The sequence below is a fragment of the Sphingomonas sp. CFBP 13603 genome (assembly GCF_014892665.1).
Classification (GTDB): Bacteria; Pseudomonadota; Alphaproteobacteria; order Sphingomonadales; family Sphingomonadaceae; genus Sphingomonas.
In genome coordinates this window covers 128,024-153,917 of sequence record NZ_JADBIA010000003.1, presented here as the reverse complement: position 1 = coordinate 153,917, position 25,894 = coordinate 128,024, and the positions used below count along the sequence as shown (strand labels likewise).

Genomic DNA, 25,894 nt, shown 5'->3' with positions numbered 1-25,894 from the left:
CGAGAGGATTGTCATGCGCGTTCTGATCGTCGAGGACGAGCCGAATCTCGGCCAGCAATTGAAGAATACCCTGGAAGGGGCCGGCTATGCGATCGACCTCGCGGTCGATGGCGAGGAAGGGCATTTCCTAGGCTCGACCGAGAATTACGATGCGGTCGTGCTCGATCTCGGCCTGCCGGAGATCGACGGGCTGACCGTGCTCGATCGCTGGCGCAAGGAGGGCAAGACGATGCCCGTGCTGGTGCTGACCGCGCGCGACAGCTGGTCGGACAAGGTCGCGGGCCTCGATGCGGGCGCGGACGATTACGTCGCCAAGCCGTTCCAGAGCGAGGAGCTGATCGCACGCCTGCGTGCGTTGATCCGGCGTGCGAGCGGCAACGCCTCGTCCGAGCTGACGGCAGGCGACATCCGCCTCGACACGCGCAGCGGCAAGGTGACGCGCGCTGGCGAGCCGGTGAAGCTGACCGCGCAGGAATACAAGCTGCTGAGCTACCTGCTGCACCACAAGGGCAAGGTCGTCAGCCGTACCGAGCTGATCGAGCATATCTACGACCAGGATTTCGATCGTGATTCGAACACGATCGAGGTGTTCGTGACGCGCATCCGCAAGAAGCTTGGCCAGGACGTGATCACGACGATCCGTGGGCTCGGCTACAGCCTCGAAGATCCGGACGCCTGATCGGCTGACGATGGACAGCGCGCCGGTCACAGACACGCCGATAGCGGACGGGCCGATCCGCGTGCCCGCCGCGGTCAAGGGATCGCTGTCGCGGCGGATGATCCTGATCGCGGCGGTGTGGATCGGCGTGCTTCTCAGCGGCGGCGGGTTCGCGCTCGACCGGGTACTGAGTCAGGCGGTGACGCGAAACTTCGACGATCAGCTCGAATATGTGCTGCGATCGCTGCTCAATTCGTCCGAGATCGGGCCCGACGGCGAGGTGATCTTCTCGCGCGAGGCGGCGGCCGACCAGCGCTTCGTCGAGCCGTATTCGGGGCTGTACTGGCAGGTGTCGGGCAAGGGGCGCGAGGATTTCCCGTCGCGTTCGCTGTGGGATCGGCGCCTCGCGTTCGGCGGGACGCATGACGACCGCAACGCGCACTTCTATGACAGCACGCAGTTTCCAGACGAGAAGCTTCGCGTCGTCGAGCGGGACGCGGTGATCCCCGGATCGAAGGTGCATTGGCGTTTCCAGGTGGCGCAGAGCCGCGACGGGCTCGATGCGCAGATCACGACGTTGCGGCGGACGCTGGTGCGCAGTTTCGCGCTGCTTGCGCTCGGGCTGATCGTGATGGCGGCGCTGCAGACATTCTATGGGCTGTGGCCGCTGCGGCGGGTGCGCGAGGAAATCGCGCGGATGCGGGCGGGTCAGTCGAACCGCGTGTCGAGCGCGATGCCGGTCGAGGTCGCGCCGATGGTCGAGGAACTGAACGCGCTGATCGAGCATAACGAGCGACAGGCGGAGGAGGCGCGGCGGCATGCCGGCAACCTCGCGCACGCGCTGAAGACACCGCTGACGGTGATCATGAACGCGGCGACGGCGCAGTCGGACGATCTGGCCGACACGGTCATCCGCGAGGCGCGGACGATGCGGCGGCAGGTCGACCATCACCTCGCGCGGGCGCGGGCGGTCGGGCGGCGTGGGTCTGCGCATAGTCGTGCGGATGTTTGGCCGAGCCTTGAGTCGGTCGAGCGGGCTGTCGGCCGGCTGTACCGGCATGTCCGGATCGACGTGACCGGGCCGCGTGGGTTGCAGGTGCATGTCGAGCGGCAGGATCTCGATGAGATGCTCGGCAACCTGATCGAGAACGCGGCGAAATATGGTGGCGGCAGCGTGTTCGTGACGGTCGGCGCGCAGTCGGGGTTCGTCGAGTTCCTGGTCGAGGATGACGGCGTCGGCATTCCAGCGGAAGAGCGGGTGCGGATCTTTGACCGAGGCGTGCGGCTCGATACGGGGAAGCCGGGGACCGGGCTGGGGCTGGCGATCGTGCGCGATGTGGCGGAGATTTATGAGGGGACGGTTGCGCTTGAGGAGAGCGAGGATCTTGGTGGGCTGCTGGTGCGGCTGAGGTTGCCGGCGGCGAATTAGCACTTAGTCCCGTTTTCCTGCGAACGCAGGAATCCAGGGTCGAGAGCGACGGCGCTTGTGACCCTGGGCTCCTGCGTCCGCAGGAAAACGGCACGGACTACCCCCGCGAGCGAGCCTGCCGATACGTCCCCAGCACGCGCAGCCACTTCGAATGGAACCCCAGTTCCTCCAGCGCATGGTCGAGGTTCGCGTCGCCCGGCTTCCCCACCACGTCCGCATAGAATTCCGTCGCGGAGAAGCTGCCGTTGCGCTGGTAGCTTTCTAGCTTGGTGATGTTCACCCCGTTGGTCGCGAACCCGCCGACTGCCTTGTACAGCGCGGCGGGGACGTTCCTGACCTCGAAGATCAGCGTCGTCATCCATTCGCCCCCAACCGGCTCCTGCGCCGCGGGAGGCTTGCCGCCGCGGGCCAACACCACGAACCGCGTCGTGTTGTGGTCCGCATCGGCGATGTCGGTCGCGAGCAGGTCGAGGCCATACAGCCCAGCCGCGGCGGGGGGCGCAAGCGCGGCGATCGTCGGGTCGCCCAACTCCGCCACCACCGCTGCCGCGCCGGCGGTGTCGGGATAGCTCACCGGTTCGATCCCGTGCGCCTTCAGCCAGTGCCGGCATTGGCCGAGTGCCTGCGGATGGCTCATCGCCTTGCGGATGCCGTCGCGCGGGCCGCATGCCATCAGCGCGTGGCGGATAGGCAGGAAATGCTCGCCGGTGATGACCAGGCCCGATTCGGGGAGCAGGAAATGGATGTCGGCGACGCGGCCGTGGAGCGAATTCTCGATCGGAATGATCGCGCAATCGGCTCGGCCGTCCTTTACCGCGTCGATCGCGTCGGAGAAATCGAAGCAGGGCAGGGGCAGGCCGTCGGGGAACGCCTCGACCGCGGCGACATGGCTGTTCGCGCCCGGTGCACCCTGGAACGCGACGGCGCGCGCGGGCTCGGCGGCGGCGGCGTCGGTCATCCGCGCGACGATCGGGCGGGCGGGTGCGGCGAAGTTTTCCATGCGCCGAGCGCCTAAAGCGCGCTGCCTGCCTGTTCAAGCCGCGTAAAGCGCCGCCGCCCGCCATACACCCGCCCTTCAAGCGCGGCTTGCGGTGCGCGCTCGCGTTTTCTATGGCTATCCCAAACAGAACAGGGCGGATGCACAAGATGGACAATCGGACCAATACGATCGCCGGCTGGGTGCTCGCAGGCTGTGGTGCGGCGCTTGGGCTGTCGATCGTCGGCGGGATGATGTTCCACGGCGAGCGCCCCGAGAAGATGGGCTATGCGATCGAGGGCGTGGTCGCCGAGGGCGGCGAGGGTGCCGCCGCCGAAGTGCCGATCGCCTCGCTGCTGCCGACCGCCGACGCCGCCAAGGGCGCCGAAGTGTTCAAGAAGTGCGCCGCCTGCCATACCATCAACCAGGGCGGCGCGAACGGCGTCGGCCCAAACCTGTACGGCACGGTCGGCGAGGAAATCGCTAAGGGCAAGAACGGCTTCGCCTTCTCGTCCGCGCTCGCGGGTATCGGCGGCAAGTGGGACTTCGACAAGATGAACGCGTGGCTGACCTCGCCGCGCAAGTTCGCGCCGGGGACGAAGATGACGTTTGCGGGTCTCGGCAACGCGCAGGACCGGGCGAACGTGATCCTGTATCTCAACCAGCAGGGTTCGAACGTGCCGTTGCCGGCGGCCCCTGCGGCTGGCGCTGCTCCGGCGGCTGGCAAGGATGCTGCGGCGAAGGATCAGCCGGCGGCCGCGAATGCGGCGGAAGCTGCGGCGACCAAGGGCGCGCCGACTGCAGACATCGCCAACACCGGAACGCCCGCTTCGGGTGCGCCATCGGTCGATCCAGAAGCAGCCCGCAAGGGCGCTCGCTCGGAGAAGTAATCTTCCTGCTCCCTCTCCCCGGAAGGGGGAGAGGGAGCAGAAGTGGTTGCCTCCCCGGGGGAAGCTCAGCCCTCGGCGGCTTCCTTCTCGGCCCGCTCGCGGTAGAACGACTGCACCGCGTCCCAGGCCTCGTCCGCGGTCTCGACGTAGCGGAAGATCCCCAGGTCCTTCTCGCTGACGACGCCTTCCTCGACCAGCGCGTCGAAGTTCACGACCCGCTCCCAGAACTGACGCCCGAACAGCAACACGGGAATCGGCTGGATCTTGCCCGTCTGGATCAGCGTCAGCAGCTCGAACAGCTCGTCGAACGTCCCGAACCCACCCGGAAACGCCGCCAGCGCCCGCGCATGCAGCAGGAAGTGCATCTTCCTGAGCGCGAAATAGTGGAACTGCACCGACAGCGATGGCGTGACGTACGGGTTCGGCGCCTGCTCGTGCGGCAGGACGATGTTCAGCCCGATCGATTCGGCGCCGACATCGTCCGCGCCGCGGTTCGCGGCTTCCATGATCGACGGACCGCCGCCCGAACACACCACGAACTGCCGCCAGCCCCGCTCGTCGCGCGGCAGCACGCTGACCTTGGCGGCCAACTCGCGCGCGACGTCGTAATATTTCGACTTCTCGACCAGCCGCTCGGCGATCTTCTTCGACTTCTCGTCGGTCGCAAGCGTCAGCAACGCCTGCGCCTTCGACGGCTCGGGAATGCGCGCGGAGCCGTAGAACACGAACGTCGAACCGATTTTCGCCTCGTCGAGGACGAGTTCGGTCTTCAGCAGTTCGAGCTGGAACCGCACCGGCCGCAGGTCTTCGCGCAACAGGAAGTCCATGTCCTGGAAGGCGAGCCGGTAATGCGGATGCTGCGTCTGGGGGGTGGAAACGGAGTCGCGGGCGGACTCGGCATCCTGGCTGGCGTTCGGAAAAACGCGCGATGGTACTCGTGTATCGGTCATTCAGGCGCGATTAGAGGAAACGCGAGGGGAGGGCTAGAGCGGTGCGCTAGCGGCAGAAATTGGCGTGATCGTCTTCGAGATGAAGGTGGTTGCGATGCGCGGCGTTGTAGTCGGGGCTGAGCACCGTACCGAACCGCTTGCACGCCGACGCGCGGATCGTCTGGAGGAACTGCCGGACCTGCGGATCGGCCGAGTTCCAGTCGTTCAGCACGGTGATGCGCCGCCCGTCCTTCAGCACGAACCCGCCGATATCGATCGCGTTGGCGATCGCGTGCCCCGATCGCCGGCCGGTATTTCGTGCCGAGCCGACGATATTGCGGCACGCATAGCTCCCCATGCTGTCGACCCGCGCGAGTTCGCTGCCGAGCATCTGGTACGCGGCGGGCGCCACCGCGTTGCGCGTCCAGCCGATGAACGCGCGCGCCGCGCCGCAACGGACTGCGGTGAGATTGGCCACGGGCACGCCGATATCGACCAGTTTCACGGTGCCGTTGAGCCCGCAACCCGGCCCCGTTTCGCGGTCGGGCAGGACCTGGAACGAGACGTGGAGTTCGCGCAGGTCGGCGAGACACTGCGCCGTTTCGCGGTTGCTCGGGACGGACAGGTTGGGGCGGGTCTTGGTCGGCGCAGTGGGCCGATCGGCACGTCCGCACGCGGCAAGCGTGAGGGCCAGGAAAACGATCCCCAACCACTCCGTCATGCCGGGCTTGTTCCGGCATCGGTCCATCGTCTTGTCCCCCATGCCGACGGCCGTGTGGCACGGTGGGCCCTGGAACAAGCCCGGGGTGACGGAGCGAGTTTGGCGCACGGTGGGGCGAGTCCCGCCGCCGCGCGCTCGCAATCGAACGCGGTTGACACCCCCGTGAACGCCGTTAGGGCCGGCGACGGGCCACGCGGTCCCAACGCCGCGCGTGCTCTCTGTGAGGAGAGATACATGACTGATACGACCTACGCACCCGCTACAAATGCGCCTGCACTGCCCGCTACGAAGCCGGCACGTCCCTTTTTCAGCTCCGGTCCCTGCGCGAAACCTCCGGGTTGGTCTGCGGATAAGCTCGCCACCGACTCGCTCGGTCGCTCGCATCGCTCGAAGATCGGCAAGACCCGCCTCCAGTACAGCATCGACCTGATGCGCGAACTGCTCAAGCTCCCCGACACGCATCGCATCGGCATCGTCCCCGGTTCGGACACCGGCGCGTACGAGATGGCGATGTGGACGATGCTCGGCGCCAAGCCCGTCACCGCGCTGGCGTGGGAAAGCTTCGGCGAGGGCTGGGTGACCGATGCCGTGAAGCAGCTCAAGATCGACCCCACGGTCGTGCGCGCCGATTACGGCCAGCTGCCCGATCTGGACGCGGTCGATTGGTCGAACGACGTGCTGTTCACCTGGAACGGCACCACCAGCGGCGTGCGCGTGCCGAACGCGGACTGGATCCCGGACGACCGCGAAGGCCTCTCGTTCGCCGATGCGACTTCGGGCGTGTTTGCGTACGATATCGACTGGGCAAAGATCGATGTGGCGACCTTCTCGTGGCAGAAGGTGCTCGGCGGCGAGGGCGCGCACGGCGTGCTGATCCTCGGGCCGCGTGCGGTCGAGCGGCTTGAGACATACACGCCCGCGTGGCCGTTGCCGAAGGTGTTCCGCCTCGTGTCTAAGGGCGAGCTCACCGAGGGCGTGTTCAAGGGCGAGACGATCAACACGCCGTCGATGCTGGCGGTCGAGGATGCGATCTTCAGTCTCGAATGGGCGAAGTCGCTTGGCGAGGACGGCCTGATCAAGCGGTCGGATGCGAATGCTGCGGCGTTGGACAAGATCGTAGCGGAGCGTGACTGGCTGGGGCATTTGGCGGTCGATCCGGCGACGCGGTCGAAGACCAGCGTGTGCCTCACGGTCGAGGGTGCCGACGAGGCGCTGATCAAGGCGATGGCCTCGGCGCTCGAAAAGGCTGGCGCGGCGTATGACGTGGCGGGTTACCGCGACGCGCCTCCGGGGCTTCGTATCTGGTGCGGCGCGACCGTCGACACCGCCGATATCGAAGCGCTCGGCCCCTGGCTCGACTGGGCCTACGCGACCGCCAAGGCGGCCTAATATTCTCGCTCCCTCTCCCCTCCGGGGAGAGGGCTGGGGTGAGGGGCTGCCACGCACGCCACCTCCCCGTACCACCCCTCACCCCGACCCTCTCCCCGGAGGGGAGAGGGAGAAGAAGGAAATCCCATGCCAAAAGTCCTCATTTCCGACAAAATGGATCCACGTGCCGCCCAGATCTTCCGTGAGCGCGGCGTCGAGGTCGACGAGATCACCGGCAAGACGCCCGCCGAACTGATGGCGATGATCGGCGAGTATGACGGCCTCGCGATCCGCAGCTCGACCAAGGTCACCAAGGAGATCCTCGAGCACGCGACCAACCTGAAGGTCGTCGGCCGCGCAGGCATCGGCGTCGATAACGTCGACATCCCCGCCGCGTCGGCGAAGGGCGTGGTCGTGATGAACACACCGTTCGGCAACTCGATCACCACCGCCGAGCACGCGATCGCGCTGATGTTCGCGCTCGCCCGCCAGCTGCCCGAGGCCGATGCCTCGACCCAGGCCGGCAAGTGGGAGAAGAACCGCTTCATGGGCGTCGAGCTGACGTCGAAGACGCTCGGCCTGATCGGTGCGGGCAATATCGGCTCGATCGTCGCCGACCGTGCGCGCGGCCTCAAGATGAAGGTCGTCGCGTTCGATCCGTTCCTGACGCCCGAGCGCGCGATCGAGATCGGCGTCGAGAAGGTCACGCTCGACGAACTGCTGGCGCGCGCCGACTTCATCACGCTGCACACGCCGCTGACCGACCAGACTCGCAACATCCTCTCGGCCGAGGCGCTCGCCAAGACCAAGAAGGGCGTGCGGATCATCAACTGCGCACGCGGCGGCCTGATCGACGAGGTCGCGCTGAAGGCGGCGCTCGATTCGGGCCAGGTCGGGGGTGCAGCACTCGACGTGTTCGTCGAGGAGCCCGCCAAGGCGTCGCCGCTGTTCAACACGCCGAACTTCGTCAGCACGCCGCATCTCGGCGCGTCGACGACCGAGGCGCAGGTCAACGTCGCGATCCAGGTCGCCGAGCAGATGGCCGATTTCCTGATGTCGGGCGGCGTCACGAACGCGCTCAACATGCCGTCGTTGTCGGCCGAGGAAGCGCCGAAGTTGAAGCCGTACATGGCGCTGGCGGAGAAGCTCGGGTCGCTGGTTGGTCAGCTGACCACCGGCGCGGTTTCGCGGATTTCGGTGCATACCGAGGGCGCGGCGGCCGATCTCAACGCCAAGCCGATCGTGAGCGCGGTGCTCGCGGGCTATCTCCAGACGCAGACCGCGACCGTCAACATGGTCAACGCGCCGGTGCTGGCGCGCGAGCGTGGCCTCGAGGTCCGCGAAGTGCGTACCGAGCGCGAGGCGGATTATCACACGCTGCTGCGCGTCGCGGTGAAGACCGAGGATGGCGAGCGGTCGGTGGCCGGCACGCTGTTCGGCGATTCGGCGCCGCGGTTGGTCGAGCTGCTGGGGATCAAGATCGAGGCCGATCTGGCGGGGCCGATGCTGTACGTCGTCAACGAGGATGCGCCGGGGTTCATCGGTCGTCTTGGGACGGCGCTAGGCGAGGCCGGGGTGAATATCGGGACGTTCCATCTTGGTCGTCGTTCGGCGGGCGGCGAGGCTGTTCTGCTGCTCTCGGTCGACGAAGCCGTGACGCCCGACCTGCTCACCAAGGTCCGCGCGCTCCCCGGCGTGAAGACCGCAATGGGCCTCAACTTCTAACGGTGTTACTGACTTAGCCCTCTCCCCTCCGGGGAGAGGGTTGGGTGAGGGGCAGTTGGGAAGGGCATCGCTCGCGGCGCCCCTCACCCCGACCCTCTCCCCGGAAAGGGGAGAGGAAGCAGTGAAGGTTGACGACCTACTTCTCGATCGCGCCAAGCGGATGCGGCGCGAGCCTACTCCGGCAGAGGCGAAACTCTGGCGCCACCTCCGTGACCGGCAGATCGCCAACACTAAATTCACCCGCCAGTTCGTCATCGGCCCCTACGTCGCGGACTTCGCCGCACGAGACGCGAAACTCGCCATCGAGGTTGACGGCGATACGCATAGTGACCAAGCGCGCGACGCAAGCCGAACGGATTGGCTCCAACGACAGGGATATCGCGTGATACGGTTCAGCAACGCCGACATCATGTCCGAGATGGACGGGGTCTGGCAGGTCATATCTGCAGCCCTCACGGCGGAGTCTGCAAAATGACGGCACTCCTCCCCGAAGGTTTCCGAGATCGCCTCCCCCCGTTTGCCGATTCGGCAGCGGCACTGGAAGCCCGCGTGCTCGAAGCGGCGCGCTTGCACGGCTACGAGCGCGTCGATCCGCCGCTCGCCGAATTCGCCGACGGGCTGGAGATGCGACTGAAGGCTGGCGGCCTCCACGACGCGGTGCGCTTCGTCGATCCGGTGTCGCAACGCACCCTTGCGATCCGCCCCGACATCACCGCACAGGTCGCGCGGATCGCCGCCACGCGCATGGGTCATCACCCACGTCCGGTCCGCCTGAGCTACGCCGGCTCTGTCCTCAAACTGCGCGCGTCGCAGCTTGCCCCCGCCCGTGAGACCCGGCAGATCGGCTGTGAGTTGGTCGGGCTCGACTCAGTCGCCGCCGCGCAGGAACTCGTCGCAGTGGCAGTCGACATGATCGCGGCCGCCGACGTCACCGGCGCGTCGATCGACTTCACGTTGCCCGACCTAGTGCCGACGCTCGCCGCCGGCCCGCTCCCCGTCGCGGACGACCTCGTCGCCACCCTGCGTGACCGCCTCGACGCGAAGGACGCCGGTGCCGTCGCCGCACTCGCGCCCGCCTACCTCCCCCTGATCGAAGCCGCAGGGCCGTTCGACCAGGCGATGGACCGCCTCCGTGCGTTCGACGCGACCGGTGCGTTGGCCTCCCGCCTCGACGGTCTCGCCCGCATCGCCGAAGCACTCGACGGCCGCGTTGCGCTGACGCTCGACCCGACCGAGCGGCACGGGTTCGAATACCAGAGCTGGCTCGGCTTCTCGCTCTTCGCCGACGGCAGCGCGCGGGAAGTGGGTAGGGGCGGCACCTACACCGTCGTTCACGAGAACGGCGCCGAGGAAGCCGCTACGGGCTTCTCGCTCTACGCCGACGCATTGGTCGAGCGGGTCGCCACCGTCGACCGCCGCCGCCTCTTCCTCCCGTTCGGCACGCCAGCCAGCGAAGGCGCAGCGATGCGCGCGCAAGGCTGGGTCACCGTCGCCGCACTGGACGCCGGCGACACCCCAGAAGCACAAGTCTGCACGCATCTATGGGTGGCGGGCGAGCCCCGCGCGCTGTAGGCGCTGCGCGTAATCCTCAGGAGATAGAGTTTGGCCAACGTAGCAGTCATCGGCGCGCAATGGGGCGACGAAGGCAAGGGCAAGATCGTCGACTGGCTCGCCGAGCGTGCCGACATGGTCGTGCGGTTCCAGGGCGGGCACAATGCCGGTCACACGCTGGTCGTCGGCGACAACGTGTACAAGTTGTCGCTGCTGCCGTCGGGCATCGTCCGCGGGACGCCGTCGTTCATCGGTAACGGCGTGGTGCTCGATCCCTGGGCGCTGAAGGACGAGATCGCCCGGCTCGGCGCGCAGGGCGTCGTCGCGACGCCGGAGACGCTGCGGATCGCCGACACCTGCGCGCTGATCCTGCCGTTCCACCGCGATCTCGACGGTCTGCGCGAGGACGCCAGCGGTGCCGGCAAGATTGGCACGACCCGCCGCGGCATCGGGCCTGCGTATGAGGACAAGGTCGGTCGCCGCGCGATCCGCGTGTGCGATCTGGCGCACCTCGACGATCTCGGGCCGCAGCTCGATCGCCTCACCGCGCATCACGACGCGCTGCGTGCCGGCTTCGGCGAGCCGCCGATCGATCGCGCGCGCCTGATCGCGGAACTGCGCGAGATCGCCGGTTTCGTGCTGCCGTTCGCCAAGCCGGTGTGGCGCGACCTCAACGCCGCGCGCTCGGCCGGCAAGCGGATCCTGTTCGAGGGTGCGCAGGGCGTGCTGCTCGACGTCGACCACGGGACGTATCCGTTCGTCACCTCGTCGAACACCATCGCAGGCGCCGCAGCCGGCGGGTCTGGCCTCGGACCATCGGCGGTTGGCTTCGTGCTCGGGATCGCCAAGGCTTACACGACGCGCGTCGGTTCGGGACCTTTCCCGACCGAGCTCGAGAACGAGACTGGCGAACGCTTGGGCGTCCGCGGGCATGAATTCGGCACGGTCACCGGGCGTAAGCGTCGATGCGGCTGGTTCGACGCGGTGCTGGTGCGCCAGGCGGCGGCGGTCGGCGGCATCACCGGAATCGCGCTGACCAAGATCGACGTGCTCGACGGGTTCGAGACCGTGTCGATCTGCACCGGCTATAAACTGCGTGGTGAGACGCTCGATTATTTCCCCGCGCATGCGGCGGACCAGGCGCTGGTCGAGCCGATCTATGAGACGATGGAAGGCTGGCAGGAGACGACTGCCGGTGCACGTAGCTGGGCCGACCTGCCCGCGCAGGCGATCAAGTATATCCGCCGGATCGAGGAGCTGATCCGCTGCCCGGTGACTTTGGTGTCGACCAGCCCACAGCGTGCCGACACGATCCTCGTCCGCGATCCGTTCTCGGACTGAGCGGACACTAAAAAGCCGGGCGATCACTCGCCCGGCTTTCCATTTACTTGATTGGGGTCGGATCAGCGCGGCGAAGTGCCGGACGTCCCTCCCGTGGTCGAACCCATCGTACCGGTGGTCGTGCCACCCATCGTGCCCGTGGTCCCGGTCGTGCCGCCCATCGTGCCGGTGGTGCCGCCCATGGTACCCGTAGTGCTTCCGGTCGTGCCCGACATCGTACCGCCAGTCGTACCTGTGCCGCTCATGGTGCCCGACGTCGTACCGCGCGTACGGCTGCGAGCCTTGGTGCTACGCTGCGTGCGCGTGCTGGTCGAGGGGTTGGCCTGATCCATCGTACCGGTCGACATGCCGCCGGTCGTGCTGCCTGCGGTCGAGCCGCCCATGGTGCCGCCGCTCATCGTTCCACCCGTGGTGCCGCCCATCGCGCCGCCGGTACCACCGGTTGTCTGTGCCATTGCCACGCCTGGAATAATCAACGCTGCCGCTGCGATCGAAGTCAGAATACGCATTTCGCTCTCCTATGTTATTGAAGGGCAAGCGTTTCAGTCCTGTTTATGTTCCAGCGTCAGCCGCACTGGCCCCGATGCAGCAGCGCTTGGTCGGCCAACACCAGCGCCACCATCGCCTCGACCACGGGGACTCCGCGGATGCCCACGCACGGATCGTGACGGCCTTTGGTGGCGATCGTCGCGGCCTCGCCGGTTGGGCTGATCGTCTCGACCGGGGTGAGGATCGAGCTGGTCGGCTTGAACGCGACGCGGAGCCGGATCGGCTGGCCGGTCGCGATCCCGCCGGCGATCCCGCCAGCATGGTTGGCAAGGAACTCTGGACCATCGACGCCCGGCCGCATCGGATCGGCATTCGCCTCGCCCGACAGCGCGGCGGCAGCGAACCCGTCGCCGATCTCGATGCCCTTGACTGCGTTAATGCTCATGCAGGCCGACGCGAGCTCGGAATCGAGCTTGGCATAGAGCGGTGCGCCCCAGCCGGCAGGAACGCCAGTCGCCTCGCACGCGATCACCGCGCCGAGCGACGAGCCCGATTTCCGCGCGGCGTCGACGAGCGCCTCCCAGCGAAGCGCTGCCTCGACGTCGGGGCAGAAGAACGGGTTCTGGTCGATCTGCGCATCGTCGAAGTTGGCCGGATCGATCGCATCGCCACCGATCGCCTCGACCCAGGCGCGGACACGGACCTGCGGCACGACGAGCCGCGCGACCGCCCCGGCGGCAACGCGTGCCGCAGTTTCGCGCGCGGACGAGCGCCCACCACCCCGGAAATCGCGAAACCCGTATTTCGCGTCATAGGCATAGTCGGCGTGGCCGGGGCGATAGGCCTTGGCGACGTCCGAATAGTCCTTCGAGCGCTGGTCGACATTCTCGATCATCAGGCTGATCGGCGTGCCGGTCGTGCGCCCCTCGAACACGCCCGAGAGTATGCGCACCGTATCCGGCTCGCGCCGCTGCGTCGTGAAGCGCGAAGTGCCGGGGCGACGCTTGTCGAGCCAGGGCTGGATATCGGCCTCGGTAAGCGCGATCCCCGGCGGGCACCCGTCGACGATCGCACCCAGCGCAGGCCCATGAGACTCGCCCCAGGTGGTGAAGCGGAACAGCCGTCCAAACGTATTGAAGCTCACTTGCCCCTCTCCCCAACGGGGAGAGGGAGGGGCCCGTGCGATGCATGGGAGGGTGAGGGCACGCGCGTGAGTCCATCAAGGATCGCGGCGAGCACGCCGTCCATCCGCTGCATCACGTCGTTGTTCCAGACACGGATCACACGATATCCCTTGGTCGCGAGGAAGGCGGTTCGGTTGTCGTCATAAGTGACGTCCCCGATATGTTGGCTGCCGTCTACCTCGACGACCAGCATGGCGTCCATGCAGAGGAAGTCGGCGATGAAGGGCCCGGTCCAGACTTGACGGCGGAACTTGAAGTTGCCGAGACGACGATTGCGGAGGCGGTACCATAGCCGGTCTTCTGCTTCGGTCGCGTTGCGCCTCAGCTCTCGTGCTCGATTCAGTGCTTCGGTGCCGTCGCGTTGCCTCACCTTGCCCCACCCTCCCATGCTTTGCATGGGCCCCTCCCTCTCCCCGGAGGGGGAGAGGGGTTATACCAGTGCGATATCGGGCGCGTCTTCGGCCTTCATGCCGATCACGTTGTAACCCGCATCGACATGGTGGGTCTCGCCGGTCACGCCGCTCGCCAGGTCGCTCAGCAAATACAACCCAGCGCCGCCGACGTCGTCGATCGTCACGTTACGCTTCAGCGGCGAGTTCAATTCGTTCCACTTCAGGATCAGGCGGAAATCACCGATGCCGCTCGCGGCCAGCGTCTTGATCGGCCCTGCCGAGATCGCATTCACCCGGATATTGTCGCGACCGAGATCGACCGCGAGATACTGCACGCTCGTCTCCAGCGCCGCTTTCGCGACGCCCATCACGTTGTAATGCGGAATGACCTTCTCCGCGCCGTAATAGCTGAGGGTCAGCATCGCGCCGCCCTCGGTCATCATCTTGGCCGCGCGCTGCGCCACCGCGACGAAAGAATACACCGAGATGTTCATCGTCATCAGGAAATTGTCGAGGCTGGTATCCACGAACCGACCGCGCAGCTCGTTCTTGTCCGAAAAACCGATCGCGTGGACGACGAAGTCGATCGTCGGCCATTCTTCGGCCAGCTTGTCGAAGGTCGCATCGAGCGCACCCATGTCCGACACGTCGCAATCGAACAGCCGCGCCACGCCCAATTGCTCGGCAAGCGGGCGTACGCGCTTCTCCATCGTCTCGCCCTGGTAGCTGAACGCGAGTTCCGCACCCGCTTCGGACAGCTTCTTGGCGATCCCCCAGGCCAGCGACTTGTCGTTCGCCAAGCCCATGATCAGCCCACGCTTGCCCGCCATCAAACCGTTCACGCCGTCCCCGCCTATACCTGCATATCCGTAGCAGGCTGCTCTAGCGTTGTTTCGGGGGGTTCCGCCAGTGCTGCGTTGAGATGCGCGCCGAATACCAGCCCGAGCCCGATGACATAGAAAAATAACAGCATGATGACGACACCTGCCAGGCTGCCATAGGTCAGGTCGTAGCCGCCAAGCCGCGACAGGATCACCGGCAGCAATGCGGTCGCGCTGACCCACCAGGCGGTGGTGAACAGCGCGCCCGGCCATTTGCGGCACTTCGAATAGCGATAGCGCGACGGCGTCACCGAATAGAACAGCAGGTACAGCGCGCCGAACATTAGCAGGCCAGGGATCAGCCGCGACAGACCGACCCACCCGGCCGCATCCTGTGCAAAGGGCAGGAGGCGATAGATGAATTGCTCGGCCGCGGTCAGGATACCCTGCACGAGGAACGAGAGCAGCGCGATCACCACCGACAGGATGATCACCGCGGACGAACCAAGCCGCGATTTCCAGAACGGCGCGGTCGCCTTGATCCCGTAGGCGCGGTGAAAGATGTCGCGGATCGTCTCGACGAAGCTGCCGACCGTCCACAGCCCGACCAGCGCGCCGAGCCACAACAGCGATCCGGTCCGCGCGGCAAGCACGTCGGCGATCGGCTTGCGCAACAGGTCGCCGACGTTGGGCGGCAGGACGTTGAGGAACGACTCGACCGCGCGCACCGTCTCGACGCTCTGGCCGAAGATCGACAGGATCGCCGCCGCAACGATGAAGAACGGAAACACCGTCATCAGCGCGAGATAGGCGAGGTTCCCCGCGTGGATGAAGCCATCGTTGAACACGCCGACGGCCGCGCGTTTGAAAACCTCGAACGCGTAACTGCCTGGCCTGACCTTCGCCATGCCGCGGGTGAGACGGGCGCGCGTCGCACCATGATCGTGCGCGCGCGCTTCGGGCGTTAGGTTATTATCATTCACAAGGCGTTCAGACGCCCATGGCCCCCCGCGGGTTCCCCGCTTCGCGACCATCCCAGCTTTCGACGAACGCCGTCAGCGCCGCATCGCTCGCGGGAATGTCGATCATCAGCGTGACCAACTGGTCGCCCCGCGTGCCGCCCTTCTTGTGAAAACCCTTGCCCTTGAGGCGCAGCGTCTTGCCCGAGGTCGTGCCCTTGGGGATGGTCAGCATCACCGGCTTGTCGACCGTCGGTGCCTTGATCGAGCCGCCCAGCACGGCTTCGGCCAGCGTGATCGGCAGGTCGAGGCGGACGTCGTCACCGTCGCGCGTGAAGAACTTGTGCGGCTGGACCTCGATCGTCAGGATCGCATCGCCTGCGCCGCCCGGACCCTGCTCGCCCTTGCCGGCCAGCTTCATCTGCGTGCCGGTCTCGACCCCGGCAGGGAGCTTGAGGTCGAGCGTCTTGCCGTCTGCGAGCGTCACGCGCTGCGGCTCCAGCGTCGCCGCCTCGACGAACGGGACTTGCAGGCGATACGCGGCATTCTCGCCCTTGGGCTGCGGGCGCCGACCGAAGCCGCCGGAGAATCCGCCGCCACCGCCACGCTGCGCGCCGCCGAACAAGCCTTCGAAGATGTCGCTCATGTCGGCCCCGCCGGCGCCGCTCTCATAGCCTTCGCTGCGGAAGCCGCCGCCGGGCTGCGGCCGCCCGCCGCCACCGCCAAAGCCGAACGGCGACGCCGGGTTGCCGTCGCCGTCGATTTCGCCGCGATCGAACCGCGCGCGCTTGTCCTTGTCGTTCAGCAGGTCGTACGCGTTGGTAACGGTGCTGAACCGCTCCGACGCCTTCGGATTGTCCTTGTTGCGATCGGGATGAAGCTCCTTTGCGAGCTTGCGGTACGCCTTCTTGATGTCGGCTTCGGTCGCGTCGCGCGCTACACCCAGAGTCTTGTACGGATCGGCCACTTACGTCCCCATTCTAACTTGCGCGTCTATGTGGGGCGAGCGCCCGCGCAACGCAATTGCGCGCGGGGTGTTTGGTTGCACGAGAGGAACGATCATGACCGACAAGCAACCAATGCAGGGCGTGCCGAAGAATGACGACGGCGCGAAGCAGAAGGACGGCGTGAACGACGCGCCGGCCAAGGACAAGGGCGGCGAGAGCGGCGGCGGCTCGTATCCGAATCCGCACGACGAGAAGTAACGCCTTCATCCTCCCCTATGAGGGGAGGTGGCTGCCCACTTGGGCTGACGGATGGGTGACCCGCCATCGAGAAGGCGTCACCCCTCCGTCTGGCAAGTGGCAGCCACCTCCCCTTGCAGGGGAGGATCGCATCGCTCCTATGCGGACTCCAACGGCGCGACGTCGACGCTGACATCCATGTTCTGCGCCCCCGACCCGAGCACCACCCCGTCGACCGGCGCGATCTCGGCATAGTCCCGCCCGACCGCCATCACGATGTGATCGCTCGCCATCCAGATCCCGTTGGTCGGATCGACCCCGACCCAGCCGCGCATCGGGCCGCACCACAACAACACCCACGCATGCGTCGCATCCGCCCCGACCAGCCGCGGCTGACCCTCGGGGGGGATCGTCCGGATATACCCCGACGCATACGCCGCCGGCAGCCCCGCCGCGCGCAAGCCGGTGATCATGATCTGCGCGAAATCCTGGCACACGCCCTTGCGCTGGAGGAACGCCTCGTGGGGCGGCGTATCGACCAACGTCGCGTCCGCATCGAATTCGAACTCAACCTGGATCCGGCGCGCGAGCGCGATCCCGGCCTCCAGCGCGCCGCGCGAAGGGTCGAGATCGACCGCGCAATAGTCGGCGATCGCCTGGTCGAGCGGGATCAGCGGCGAGGGATAGATGTAGTTCGCCGGACTCGCCGCGGAAAGATCGGTGCTCGCCCGCGCCATCGCCGCGATCTCGCCCAGCGTCGGATCGCTCGCGTCGGGGACGGGCACGAGCCGGTCGACCGTCATCCGCGACCGGCTCTCGATCGTCAGGTGGCGAACCGGGCTGTCGACGACCAATCGCGTCACGTTGGCCAGCCCCGCCTCTGCCCGCGCCCCGCTGGTACGCCCGGCCGGATGCACCGACAGCGCATAGCTATCCAGATGCTGCCCCGGCCAGTCGATCGGCTTCAACCGCAGATTGCAGCGCGCGAATTTCACGCTCGCGCCGTAATCGAACGTCGTGACGTGGCGAATGTCGTAGATCATGACCGCAAACCGATGCCCGTAGCTGAGAGGGACGCCCTCTTCTTGCTCCCTCTCCCCTCCGGGGAGAGGGCTGGGGTGAGGGGCTGTTCCAGGCTCAGCACTGCTTGGCTGCCCCTCACCCCGACCCTCTCCCCTCTGGGGAGAGGGAGTAGGTTGCGCACGCTCACACCGCCCCTCACGCCAACGTCAGCCCGCTAGTCCGCAACGGCTCGGCCCCCTGCAGGAAATACCGCCGCGCCAGCGCATCCGACACCGCGCCGAGCCGTCGCTCGATATCCCCCAGCGTCTCCGCATCCAGTTCCGCGGCCGTCGCGGTCACCACGATCGCCTGCAACCTGGTCGCTTGAGCCTGTTGCGGCTCCGCCATCTCGTCGTCGCTCAGCACCGGCAACTCCGCCAGCCGCGCCGCAATCCGCTCCGCTGAAAACGCCAACGACCGAGGATTGCCCGGATCAAGCGCCACCAGATCCATCACCGGCACCCGCGCGATGCCGGTCGGATAGCGCTGCCGATAACTGATCTGGCTGTCGGCCAGATCGAGCAGCACCGACAGATCGTCCGGTGACGCCCCCGGCATCCCGAACAGCCGGATCGCGCGCGCCATCGCCATCGCCCGCTCGATCCGCCGCCCGAGATCGTGAAAGCGCCACGCCGCCGTCCGCCCCATATGCTCGGCGGACAGCCCCGCGATCGCAGCGTAGCGCCGTTGCAGCGACCCGGCCCGCTCCAGCATCCCGCGATGCGTCGGGAAGGGCGCCTCGAGCAGCCGCACCATGTCCGCCGACAACCGATCGCGCGATCCTTCGCCGATCTCGCGCGCGTGGCGGTTGAGCGTCAGGATCGACTGCCAGCGCTCGTCCTCCATTGCGGTGCGGGCGAGCGCGGTCAGGTCCGCGCGGCGTAAGCTCGGCGGGTGCGGCGCGCTGCCCGCCCCGACGATCAGCCCGACCAGCTTGCCGACCGTGGTCGGCGACAGCACCGCACCGCCGTCGACGTCGATCGAATTGCCGAGCATCACGCGGATCGCGCCGAGCAGAGCCTCGCCGCGCTCCAGATACCGCCCGAGCCAGTAGAAATTGTCCGCCACCCGGCTCGGCAACGTCCCCGGATTGCGCCGCACCTGGAGCGAGTCCGCGGCGGTCAGCAGCGATACCGGCGCAACCGGCTCGGCACCATAGATGCAGACGTCGGCGGACCAGATGCCTTCGCCCATCACCGCCGCCCGCGCGTCGGGATGCTCGCCGATCCGCGCGAACCCGCCGGGGAGGACGGTCCATTCGCCATCGCCGTTACGCGCCGCGAAGACACGCAGGGTGAAGGGGCGGGGGACCAGCGCATCGCCGACCACGACCGGCATCGTCGAGAGCTGGACCAGTTCCTGCCCGACATAATCCTGCGGCCTGTTCGCCATGTCGGCGAGCAGGCGCGTCCGGTCTTCGCCGGTGATGTCGGCGCCTGCGGTCGGTGCACCGGTCATGCCGAGAGGCCGCGCATGGAACGCCGGACCGATCAGCAGGCGATCGAAATTCGCCTCGACCTGCGCCCGCGCGCCGTCCTGCCCACACCACCACGTCGCGATGTTGGGGAGCAGCAGGTCTTCCCCGAGCAGCGATTTCGCAAGCTGCGGCAGGAACGCCGAGAACGCCGGTGCCTCCAGCACGGCGGAGCCCGGCGCGTTCGACAGCACGACGTTGCCGGCGGCGTACGCGTCGATCAGCCCCGGCACGCCGATCTGCGAATGCGTGTCGAACGCCAGCGGATCGAGCAGCCGCGGGTCGAGCCGCCGCCACAGAGCGTCGATCCGCTTGAGGCCGCCAATGGTGCGGACATAGACCTTGTCCTCGAGCGCGGCGAGATCGGCGCCCTCGACCAGCAGCAGCCCGAGATAGCGCGCGAGATGCGCCTGTTCGGGATAACTCGGGTTGAACCGGCCGGGGGTGAGCAGCCCGATCCGCGGGTCTGTCCGCTTGCACATCGCCGCGATCCCGGCGCGGAAGGCGGCGAAGAACGGCGCGTGACGCTGGACGTTGAGCCGATCCTGCAACCCGCCGAGCGTCCGGCTGACGGCGATCCGATTCTCCAGCGCGTAGCCGGCGCCAGCGGGTGCGCGGAGGTGATCCGCGAGTACGCGCCACTCGCCGGTCGGTCCGCGGCCGAGGTCGATCGCGATGAAATCGAGATGGCGGCCGCCGGGCGGGTCGAGCCCGACCATCGGTCGCAGGAAGAACGGACTGCCGGTGACCAGCGCGGCGGGGATGTGGCCGTCGGCGACGAGCTTTCCCGCGCCGTAGAGGTCGGCGATTACCGTCTCCATCAGCGTCGCGCGCTGGATGACGCCACGCTCGATCCCCGCCCATTCGCCGGCCTCGATCAGCAGCGGGACGGGCGAGACGGGCCAGGGTCGCTCGTCGGGTTCGTCGGCGATCCTGAAGCCGGTGCCGATATCGACCGCATGCCGCTGGACGCGTTCGCGGATGTGGCCGAGGTCGTCCGAGGCGACCGTGGCCAGCTCGGCGAACATCGCCGCCCAGGCGGGGGCGGCGCTACCGTCTTCAGCGGGGCACAGCACGTCGGCGCCGGTGGTGCGCGCGCAATAGTCGGCGATCCAGCGCTCGGCATGGATCATCGCGTCGAAAAGGGGCGCGGTGTGCGTCGCCGTGTCCGCCGTGTTCAATGCCTCAAGCCCCCGAATACAGGCGGCGGTGTTTCACCTTTAGACGCGGCGGTGCAACATAAATTGTCGCCAAGGCCGCGCGTTACTCCTGTTCCCTCGCGAACGCGGGGGGCCAGGAATCCCAAGCGCTGCGTGCAGTTACCCTGGCCCCCCGCGTTCGCGGGGGAACAGCAGTAAGGTATGGCGCCCACCAATGCCGCCACCCCGGCGAAGGCCGGGGCCCAGTTGGAAAGGTGGTCGTAACGGAGCGCTGCCCTCCGAAGGCAGCGTTCACCAACTGGGCCCCGGCCTCCGCCGGGGTGGTGCTGGTGGAGGGAGCCGCTCACAAATCCGGCAGCACCTGATCCGCCACACCCCAGCCCGCCAGCGCCCGCGACCCTGCCCGCTCGATCAACTCCGCGCCATCCCGCACACCCCATCTCGCCGCCGTTTCGGTATCCCGCAACTCGGTCCAAGACACCGGTGCCGCCACCGGCGCCCCCGCTCTCGCCCGAGCCGAATACGGCATCACCGCCGTCGCGCCGCGCTGGTTGCGCAGCCAGTCGATAAAGATCCGCCCCTTGCGTTTCGCCTTCGCCATCGTCGCAACGAAGCGCTCAGGATCCGCCCCCGCCATCGCCCGCGCGAAGCGATCGGCGAAGTCCTTCACCGCCGGCCATTCCGCGTCCGGCGTCAGCGGCACGACCACGTGCACGCCCTTGCCGCCCGAGAGCATCGGGAAGCTGACCAGCCCGAGTTCGGCGAGCTGGTTCTTCAAATGCTCGGCTGCCTTCTTGGTGTCGCCGAAGTCGAGCCCCTCGTCGGGATCGAGATCGAATATCAATCGGTCCGGCTTATCCAAGGTCGCGTTCGACGAGCCCCAGCCGTGGAACTCGATCGTGCCCATCTGCACGCAGGCGACCAGCCCGTCGGCGTCGTCGACGTACAGATAGTCTTCGGTCGAGCCGTCCTTCTCGCGGATCGGTACCTTGTGGACAGCGTCGCCGAAGCTTCCGGCATCGTGTTTCTGGAAGAAGCACGCACGTGATCGACCTTGCGGGCAGCGGACGAGGCTGATCGGGCGGTTTCCCGCGACCGGCAGCATGATCCCCGAGACCGCGACGTAATAGTCCGCGAGATCGCCCTTCGTGACGTCCGACTTGTCGAAGATCACGCGGTCCCGGCTGCTGACCTTTATACTGGTCTGAGGCGCGGCGTTTTGGTCAACGTCCGGCAGCGGGGCAGGGGTTTCGGCGACGACGTCCTTCGCCGCCTTGTCCTCGCGCAGGCCGATGAAGCTCGAATGGCGTAGCACGCCGTCGGGCGTTACCTCGGCAAAGGCGACCTCCGCGACGAGTTTCGGCGTGACCCATTTCGCGCCGCGGACCGCCGCCTTAGGCGCCTCGACGGTCGGGGTCTTGCGGTCGAGCGCGTCGAGCTTGTCGCGGATCTCGTCCATCAACGCCTGGTCGAACCCGGTGCCGACCTTCCCCGCGTACCGATAGCCTTTACCCTCGCGCACGCCGAGCAGCAGCGATTTGAACCCACGCTTCTTGTCGGACGGCAGCCAGCCGACGATCACGAATTCCTGGCGGTGTGTGCATTTGACCTTGAGCCACGCCTTGGTCCGCTTGCCGGCATAGGGCGCGTCGGCGCGTTTCGACACGATGCCTTCGAGGCCTTCGCGGCACATCGTCTCGAACAGTTGCTCGCCCGCGCCGATGACGTGATCGGAGTAGCGGAGGCGGTCTTCGTCCTCGGGAATCAGGGGTTGGAGACGCGCCTTGCGGTCGAGGTTGGAGAGGCCGGTCAGGTCCTTGCCGTCGAGTGCGAGCAGGTCGAACGCGAAAAGCGTCATGTCGCCGCCTGCGGAGATCGCGTCCTTCAACGTCGAGAAGTCGGGGTGGCCGTCCTTGAACGCGACGATCTCGCCGTCGATCAGCGCGGATTTTACCGGGAGTTTGGCGGCGGCGTCGGCGATCGCGGCGAACTTGTCGGTCCAGTCGAGGCCGGTGCGAGTGAAGACTTTCGCCTTGCCGTTAGCGACGGAGATCAGTGCGCGGTAGCCGTCGTATTTTACCTCGTGGAGCCAGGCGGAGCCGGTGGGGACAGCGTCGACGAGGGTGCAGAGTTGCAGGTCCTGAAACTCGGGCAGCGCGCTTCCCGCTCGCCCCGCCCCCTTCGTCGCCCCAGCGAAAGCTGGGGTCTCCCGCGGCTCCTGTTCCGTTTTCACCGCTTGAGATCCCAGCTTTCGCTGGGATGACGGGCGGGGGGAGCGTGCCGGCTTTTTATCCTCCTCGATTTCGATCATCGTGCGGCCGGTAGAGACACTCGTCAACGCTTCTTCCACCAGCGTGTCGGTGCCCCCCGCCGCGGCATCGTCGATCTTGCGGAGGAGCCAGTTCTCGCGCTTCTCCTTCGCGCGGGGCTTCAGGCGGATCAGAAGCCATTCGCCTTTCATCCGTTCGCCATCGAGGACGAAGTGGAGGTGGCCCTTGTCGAGGTCCTTGGCCGACTTGCCCTTGATCGGCGACCATGTGCCGCGGTCCCACAGCATCACCGTGCCGCCGCCATATTCGCCGGCGGGGATCGTGCCTTCGAAGGTGGCGTAGCTGAGCGGGTGATCCTCGGTGCGGACGGCGAGGCGCTTTTCGTTGGGGTCGAGGCTGGGGCCGCGGGTGACCGCCCAGCTTTTCAGGACGCCGTCGATTTCGAGGCGGAAATCCCAGTGGAGGCGGGTGGCGTCGTGCTTCTGCACCATGAACGAATTGCCGTTGCCGGGGGCCAGCGTGCCCGCGGGCTCGGCGGTTTTGGTGAAGTTCCGCTTGGAATTGTAGAGGGCTAGGGGATCCGGGGGCGTGACCATCAATAGCGTCCCGTCTTCGTCATCCCGGCGAAAGCCGGGACCTCGCGCGGCAGGGGCACGGTCTGCGATAGGGAGATCCCAGCTTTCGCTGGGATGACGGGGCAGGGGGTGGCAACCTCAACAAGTTTGTTCTCCCGCGAAGGCGGGAGCCCAGTCTGGGTCCCCGCCTTCGCGGGGAAACAAGGAGAAGCGTTACGCACGTTTCTTCGCTGGCGTTTTGGCAGCGGTTTTTGCCGGCGCCCGCTTGGCAGGGGCCTTCTTCGCCGGCGCCTTCTCCGCACCCCCGCTCTTCTCCATCGACTTCTTCAACGCCGCCATCAGATCGACCACGTTCGACCCCGTCTTCGCCCCCGTATCCTTGTCCTCGATGATCTTCTTCCCGTTCGCCTTGCGCTTGCGTTCGATCAAATCTTTCAGCGCATCGACATAGCGATCGTGGAACTCTTGCGGGTGGAAGTCCGCGCTGCGCTTCTCGATCAGCGCCTCGGCGAGTTCGAGCAGTTCCTCGGACGGCTTGTCGTCCGGGATCTCGCGGAAATAGCCCTGCGCCTTGTGCACCTCGTCGGCGTAGCGGAGCGTCTCCAGCACCATGCCGCGCCCACACGGCTTCAGGCTGACGACGTATTCGCGCCCGCGCATCGCAAGCTGGCCGAGCCCGACCTTCTTCGTCCGTTTCAACGCCTCGCGCAAAACGATGAACGCTTCCTCCGCAAGGTCGTCCGCCGGCACCACGAAATACGGCTTCTCGTAATAGAGCACGTCGATCTCGCTCGCGTCGACGAACTGCGTCAGCTCCAGCGTCTTCTTCGACTCGAGCTTCACCGCGTCGATCTCGTCCTGTTCGAGCAAGACGTATTCGCCCTTCGAGACCTCATATCCCTTCATGATCTCGTCGGCGTCGACCGGCCCCACGCCGGTGACGACCTTGTCGTAATGGATCGGCTGGCCCGATGGCTCATGGATCTGCTTGAACGACACCGCCGCGCCGGACTTGGTCGCGGAATAGATCTCGACCGGGATCGAGACGAGGGCGAGACGGATCTGCCCCTGCCAATATGCGCGCGCTGCCACCCTGGATGTTCCTTCGTTGCGGAAACGATTCGATTATCCATCAATCGTCGGCAGGGCAGAGTCGTTCCCTGATGCGGTTTCGCTCGGGCCGAAGTTTCGCTATGGCGCAGCCATGTCCGAAGATCCGATCGCGCTGTTCGACGCCTGGTACGCCGAGGCGCGCAAAACAGAAATCAACGACTCCAACGCGGTAGCACTCGCCACCGCAAATGCGGAGGGCCGGCCTTCGGTGCGCATGGTGCTGCTCAAGGGTCACGGCCCGGATGGTTTCGTGATCTACACCAACCGCGAAAGCCGCAAGGCAGGCGACCTCGCGGTGAACACCTATGCCGCGCTGCTCTTCCACTGGAAGTCGCTGCGCCGCCAGGTCCGGATCGAGGGTAGCGTGAGCCTGGTCAGCGACGCCGAATCGGACGCCTATTTCGCATCGCGCGGTCGTGATTCACAGCTTGGCGCCTGGGCGTCGGACCAGTCGCGCCCGCTGGATTCGCGCGAGACGTTCGAACATCGTTTCGCCGAAATGCAGGCGCGGTTCGAGGGTGGCGACGTGCCCCGCCCGCCGCATTGGGGTGGCTACCGGATCGCGCCCGACCGCATCGAACTGTGGCAGGACCGCGCGCATCGCCTTCACGAACGCCGGCTGTTCACGCGCGAAGGCGGCGACTGGAGCGAAGGGCTGCTGTTCCCATGACGCAGGACGAACGTCGCAGGGTCATACCCCTCGCAACCCGCGCGGCGCTCGCCAGCGTCGCGATGGCGTGTTTCCTGCTGCTGCTGAAGGGCTTTGCGGCGTGGTCGACGGGCTCGGTGGCGATGCTCGGCTCGCTCGCCGATACCGCGCTCGACCTGCTCGCGTCGCTGGTCACGCTGTACGGCGTGCGGCTGGCGGCGACGCCGGCGGATCACGATCACCGCTTCGGCCATGGCAAGGCGGAGGCGCTCGCGGCGCTGTTCCAGGTCATGCTGATCACCGCGTCGGCGGTCGGTATCGCGTGGCGCGCGATCCTCGCGTTCGGCGATCCGCAGCCGACCACCGGGGCCGATTTCGGCATCGGCGTGTCGGTGATCGCGATCGCCGCGACGGTGGTCCTGCTATCCTATCAGCGTCGCATCATCCGCCAGACCGGCTCGGTCGCGATCCTCGCGGACAACGTCCATTACCAGTCAGACGTGCTGCTCAACGGCTCGGTGATCGTCGCGCTGGTGCTCGATCAATATGTCGGGTGGAGCGGCGCGGATCCGATCTTCGGCATCGTCATCGCGCTGTGGCTCGCCTGGGGCGCGTTCCAGGCATCGTCGAACGCGATCGACCAGCTGATGGACAAGGAATGGCCCGAAGATTTCCGCGCGCAATTCCTCGACGTCGCCGCGCGCCAGCCCGGCATCCGCGGCATCCACGATTTCCGCACGCGTCGATCGGGCAGCCACGATTTCGCGCAGTTCCACATGGAGGTCGCGCGCGACCTGACCGTGGCGAACGCGCACGACATCGTCGAGGCGGTCGAGCGCAACCTGCGCACCGCATTCCCGAAGGTCGAGGTACTGATCCATCTCGATCCGGAGGGGCATGTCGACACCGACAATCCGCTGGTCGAGGCGGACGTGACGCCGCATTGGTTCGGCAAGCGGGTTTAAGCGTAAGGG

The 25,894-nt window shown here is 66.8% G+C and carries 24 protein-coding genes; 11 read left to right on the top strand and 13 right to left on the bottom strand.

The genetic code is table 11. The features are described from left to right. The first annotated feature begins 13 nt into the window (after positions 1-13). Complete coding sequence (locus tag IFR23_RS06200; RefSeq protein WP_056061146.1) at positions 14-679, top strand: response regulator transcription factor; 666 nt, start codon at positions 14-16, stop codon at positions 677-679. Positions 680-776: 97 nt separating this feature from the next. Further along, complete coding sequence (locus IFR23_RS06195; protein WP_093399064.1) at positions 777-2,087, top strand: sensor histidine kinase; 1,311 nt, start codon at positions 777-779, stop codon at positions 2,085-2,087. A 97-nt stretch (positions 2,088-2,184) separates the two neighbouring features. Here IFR23_RS06195 and IFR23_RS06190 read toward each other — a convergent pair whose 3' ends face one another. Beyond that, positions 2,185-3,087, bottom strand: a complete 903-nt coding sequence (locus IFR23_RS06190) for a prephenate dehydratase (RefSeq protein WP_192975137.1) — start codon at positions 3,085-3,087, stop codon at positions 2,185-2,187. A 146-nt stretch (positions 3,088-3,233) separates the two neighbouring features. On the opposite strand from IFR23_RS06190, the gene IFR23_RS06185 reads away from it, so the two are divergent. Beyond that, positions 3,234-3,953, top strand: a complete 720-nt coding sequence (locus IFR23_RS06185) for a c-type cytochrome (RefSeq protein WP_192975136.1) — start codon at positions 3,234-3,236, stop codon at positions 3,951-3,953. A 65-nt stretch (positions 3,954-4,018) separates the two neighbouring features. On the opposite strand, the gene IFR23_RS06180 is transcribed toward IFR23_RS06185, so the two are convergent. Together IFR23_RS06180 and IFR23_RS06175 are read right to left on the bottom strand one after the other, a co-directional pair. Further along, entirely contained in the window at positions 4,019-4,903 is an 885-nt protein-coding gene (locus IFR23_RS06180) for an LOG family protein (protein ID WP_121905165.1), read from the bottom strand. 46 nt (positions 4,904-4,949) lie between these two features. After that, a complete protein-coding gene (locus IFR23_RS06175; protein WP_342344879.1) occupies positions 4,950-5,630 on the bottom strand; it encodes an extensin family protein in 681 nt (226 codons plus the stop codon). Positions 5,631-5,837: 207 nt separating this feature from the next. On the opposite strand from IFR23_RS06175, the gene IFR23_RS06170 reads away from it, so the two are divergent. The 5 genes from IFR23_RS06170 to IFR23_RS06150 all read left to right on the top strand — a co-directional run bounded on the left by IFR23_RS06170 (position 5,838) and on the right by IFR23_RS06150 (position 11,588). Beyond that, positions 5,838-6,992: a phosphoserine transaminase gene (locus IFR23_RS06170; RefSeq protein ID WP_192975135.1), complete on the top strand. Its 1,155-nt coding sequence runs from the start codon at positions 5,838-5,840 to the stop codon at positions 6,990-6,992. Positions 6,993-7,118: 126 nt separating this feature from the next. After that, positions 7,119-8,696, top strand: coding sequence for a phosphoglycerate dehydrogenase (gene serA / locus IFR23_RS06165; RefSeq protein WP_192975134.1), 1,578 nt, complete (start codon positions 7,119-7,121; stop codon positions 8,694-8,696). 121 nt (positions 8,697-8,817) lie between these two features. Beyond that, positions 8,818-9,171, top strand: a complete 354-nt coding sequence (locus IFR23_RS06160; protein ID WP_342344878.1) for an endonuclease domain-containing protein — start codon at positions 8,818-8,820, stop codon at positions 9,169-9,171. Then, entirely contained in the window at positions 9,168-10,268 is a 1,101-nt protein-coding gene (locus tag IFR23_RS06155) for an ATP phosphoribosyltransferase regulatory subunit (RefSeq protein WP_192975133.1), read from the top strand. Before IFR23_RS06160 ends, IFR23_RS06155 begins: the two co-directional genes overlap by 4 nt. Before the next feature lie 30 nt (positions 10,269-10,298). Continuing rightward, complete coding sequence (locus IFR23_RS06150; RefSeq protein ID WP_056061123.1) at positions 10,299-11,588, top strand: adenylosuccinate synthase; 1,290 nt, start codon at positions 10,299-10,301, stop codon at positions 11,586-11,588. Positions 11,589-11,650: 62 nt separating this feature from the next. Here the strand turns inward: IFR23_RS06150 and IFR23_RS06145 are convergent, their stop codons facing one another. From IFR23_RS06145 to IFR23_RS06120, 6 genes are all read right to left on the bottom strand, one after another. Continuing rightward, positions 11,651-12,097 (bottom strand): hypothetical protein, encoded by a 447-nt coding sequence (locus tag IFR23_RS06145; RefSeq protein ID WP_192975132.1) that lies wholly within the window; start codon positions 12,095-12,097, stop codon positions 11,651-11,653. Positions 12,098-12,153: 56 nt separating this feature from the next. Continuing rightward, positions 12,154-13,221, bottom strand: a complete 1,068-nt coding sequence (gene aroC, locus IFR23_RS06140) for a chorismate synthase (protein WP_192975131.1) — start codon at positions 13,219-13,221, stop codon at positions 12,154-12,156. Next, positions 13,218-13,658, bottom strand: a complete 441-nt coding sequence (locus IFR23_RS06135) for an endonuclease domain-containing protein (RefSeq protein WP_244655487.1) — start codon at positions 13,656-13,658, stop codon at positions 13,218-13,220. The genes aroC and IFR23_RS06135 overlap by 4 nt, the downstream gene beginning before the upstream one ends. Before the next feature lie 33 nt (positions 13,659-13,691). Beyond that, positions 13,692-14,483: an enoyl-ACP reductase FabI gene (gene fabI / locus IFR23_RS06130; protein WP_056054995.1), complete on the bottom strand. Its 792-nt coding sequence runs from the start codon at positions 14,481-14,483 to the stop codon at positions 13,692-13,694. A gap of 23 nt (positions 14,484-14,506) precedes the next feature. Then, a complete protein-coding gene (locus IFR23_RS06125) occupies positions 14,507-15,382 on the bottom strand; it encodes a YihY/virulence factor BrkB family protein (protein WP_244655510.1) in 876 nt (291 codons plus the stop codon). Positions 15,383-15,464: 82 nt separating this feature from the next. Next, on the bottom strand, positions 15,465-16,400 hold the full coding sequence (locus IFR23_RS06120) for a DnaJ C-terminal domain-containing protein (RefSeq protein ID WP_192975129.1): 936 nt from the start codon (positions 16,398-16,400) through the stop codon (positions 15,465-15,467). 94 nt (positions 16,401-16,494) lie between these two features. Between IFR23_RS06120 and IFR23_RS06115 the strand changes: the two genes are divergently transcribed. Then, positions 16,495-16,638, top strand: a complete 144-nt coding sequence (locus tag IFR23_RS06115; protein WP_192975128.1) for a hypothetical protein — start codon at positions 16,495-16,497, stop codon at positions 16,636-16,638. Positions 16,639-16,775: 137 nt separating this feature from the next. Here IFR23_RS06115 and IFR23_RS06110 read toward each other — a convergent pair whose 3' ends face one another. The 4 genes from IFR23_RS06110 to ku all read right to left on the bottom strand — a co-directional run bounded on the left by IFR23_RS06110 (position 16,776) and on the right by ku (position 24,250). After that, complete coding sequence (locus IFR23_RS06110) at positions 16,776-17,660, bottom strand: transglutaminase family protein (protein WP_192975127.1); 885 nt, start codon at positions 17,658-17,660, stop codon at positions 16,776-16,778. 175 nt (positions 17,661-17,835) lie between these two features. Beyond that, a complete protein-coding gene (locus tag IFR23_RS06105) occupies positions 17,836-20,286 on the bottom strand; it encodes a circularly permuted type 2 ATP-grasp protein (RefSeq protein ID WP_192975377.1) in 2,451 nt (816 codons plus the stop codon). 370 nt (positions 20,287-20,656) lie between these two features. Next, a complete protein-coding gene (gene ligD / locus IFR23_RS06100) occupies positions 20,657-23,179 on the bottom strand; it encodes a DNA ligase D (protein ID WP_192975126.1) in 2,523 nt (840 codons plus the stop codon). A 192-nt stretch (positions 23,180-23,371) separates the two neighbouring features. Beyond that, the gene (gene ku / locus IFR23_RS06095) at positions 23,372-24,250 is read right to left on the bottom strand and encodes a non-homologous end joining protein Ku (protein ID WP_192975125.1); all 879 of its coding nucleotides are present in this window, start codon (positions 24,248-24,250) and stop codon (positions 23,372-23,374) included. Between the two features lie 112 nt (positions 24,251-24,362). On the opposite strand from ku, the gene pdxH reads away from it, so the two are divergent. Both pdxH and IFR23_RS06085 read left to right on the top strand, forming a co-directional pair. Then, a complete protein-coding gene (gene pdxH, locus IFR23_RS06090) occupies positions 24,363-24,941 on the top strand; it encodes a pyridoxamine 5'-phosphate oxidase (protein WP_192975124.1) in 579 nt (192 codons plus the stop codon). Then, entirely contained in the window at positions 24,938-25,885 is a 948-nt protein-coding gene (locus tag IFR23_RS06085; RefSeq protein ID WP_107964579.1) for a cation diffusion facilitator family transporter, read from the top strand. The genes pdxH and IFR23_RS06085 overlap by 4 nt, the downstream gene beginning before the upstream one ends. The last annotated feature ends 9 nt before the right edge of the window (positions 25,886-25,894 follow it).

Coding starts and splice junctions, on each gene's coding strand:
- IFR23_RS06200 (WP_056061146.1), top strand. CDS start 14: ATGCGCGTTCTGATCGTCGAGGACGAGCCGAATCTCGGCCAGCAATTG.
- IFR23_RS06195 (WP_093399064.1), top strand. CDS start 777: ATGATCCTGATCGCGGCGGTGTGGATCGGCGTGCTTCTCAGCGGCGGC.
- IFR23_RS06190 (WP_192975137.1), bottom strand. CDS start 3,087: ATGGAAAACTTCGCCGCACCCGCCCGCCCGATCGTCGCGCGGATGACC.
- IFR23_RS06185 (WP_192975136.1), top strand. CDS start 3,234: ATGGACAATCGGACCAATACGATCGCCGGCTGGGTGCTCGCAGGCTGT.
- IFR23_RS06180 (WP_121905165.1), bottom strand. CDS start 4,903: ATGACCGATACACGAGTACCATCGCGCGTTTTTCCGAACGCCAGCCAG.
- IFR23_RS06175 (WP_342344879.1), bottom strand. CDS start 5,630: ATGGACCGATGCCGGAACAAGCCCGGCATGACGGAGTGGTTGGGGATC.
- IFR23_RS06170 (WP_192975135.1), top strand. CDS start 5,838: ATGACTGATACGACCTACGCACCCGCTACAAATGCGCCTGCACTGCCC.
- serA (WP_192975134.1), top strand. CDS start 7,119: ATGCCAAAAGTCCTCATTTCCGACAAAATGGATCCACGTGCCGCCCAG.
- IFR23_RS06155 (WP_192975133.1), top strand. CDS start 9,168: ATGACGGCACTCCTCCCCGAAGGTTTCCGAGATCGCCTCCCCCCGTTT.
- IFR23_RS06145 (WP_192975132.1), bottom strand. CDS start 12,097: ATGCGTATTCTGACTTCGATCGCAGCGGCAGCGTTGATTATTCCAGGC.
- IFR23_RS06135 (WP_244655487.1), bottom strand. CDS start 13,658: ATGCAAAGCATGGGAGGGTGGGGCAAGGTGAGGCAACGCGACGGCACC.
- fabI (WP_056054995.1), bottom strand. CDS start 14,483: ATGGCGGGCAAGCGTGGGCTGATCATGGGCTTGGCGAACGACAAGTCG.
- IFR23_RS06125 (WP_244655510.1), bottom strand. CDS start 15,382: ATGGCGAAGGTCAGGCCAGGCAGTTACGCGTTCGAGGTTTTCAAACGC.
- IFR23_RS06115 (WP_192975128.1), top strand. CDS start 16,495: ATGACCGACAAGCAACCAATGCAGGGCGTGCCGAAGAATGACGACGGC.
- IFR23_RS06110 (WP_192975127.1), bottom strand. CDS start 17,660: ATGATCTACGACATTCGCCACGTCACGACGTTCGATTACGGCGCGAGC.
- IFR23_RS06105 (WP_192975377.1), bottom strand. CDS start 20,286: ATGATCCATGCCGAGCGCTGGATCGCCGACTATTGCGCGCGCACCACC.
- ligD (WP_192975126.1), bottom strand. CDS start 23,179: ATGGTCACGCCCCCGGATCCCCTAGCCCTCTACAATTCCAAGCGGAAC.
- pdxH (WP_192975124.1), top strand. CDS start 24,363: ATGTCCGAAGATCCGATCGCGCTGTTCGACGCCTGGTACGCCGAGGCG.
- IFR23_RS06085 (WP_107964579.1), top strand. CDS start 24,938: ATGACGCAGGACGAACGTCGCAGGGTCATACCCCTCGCAACCCGCGCG.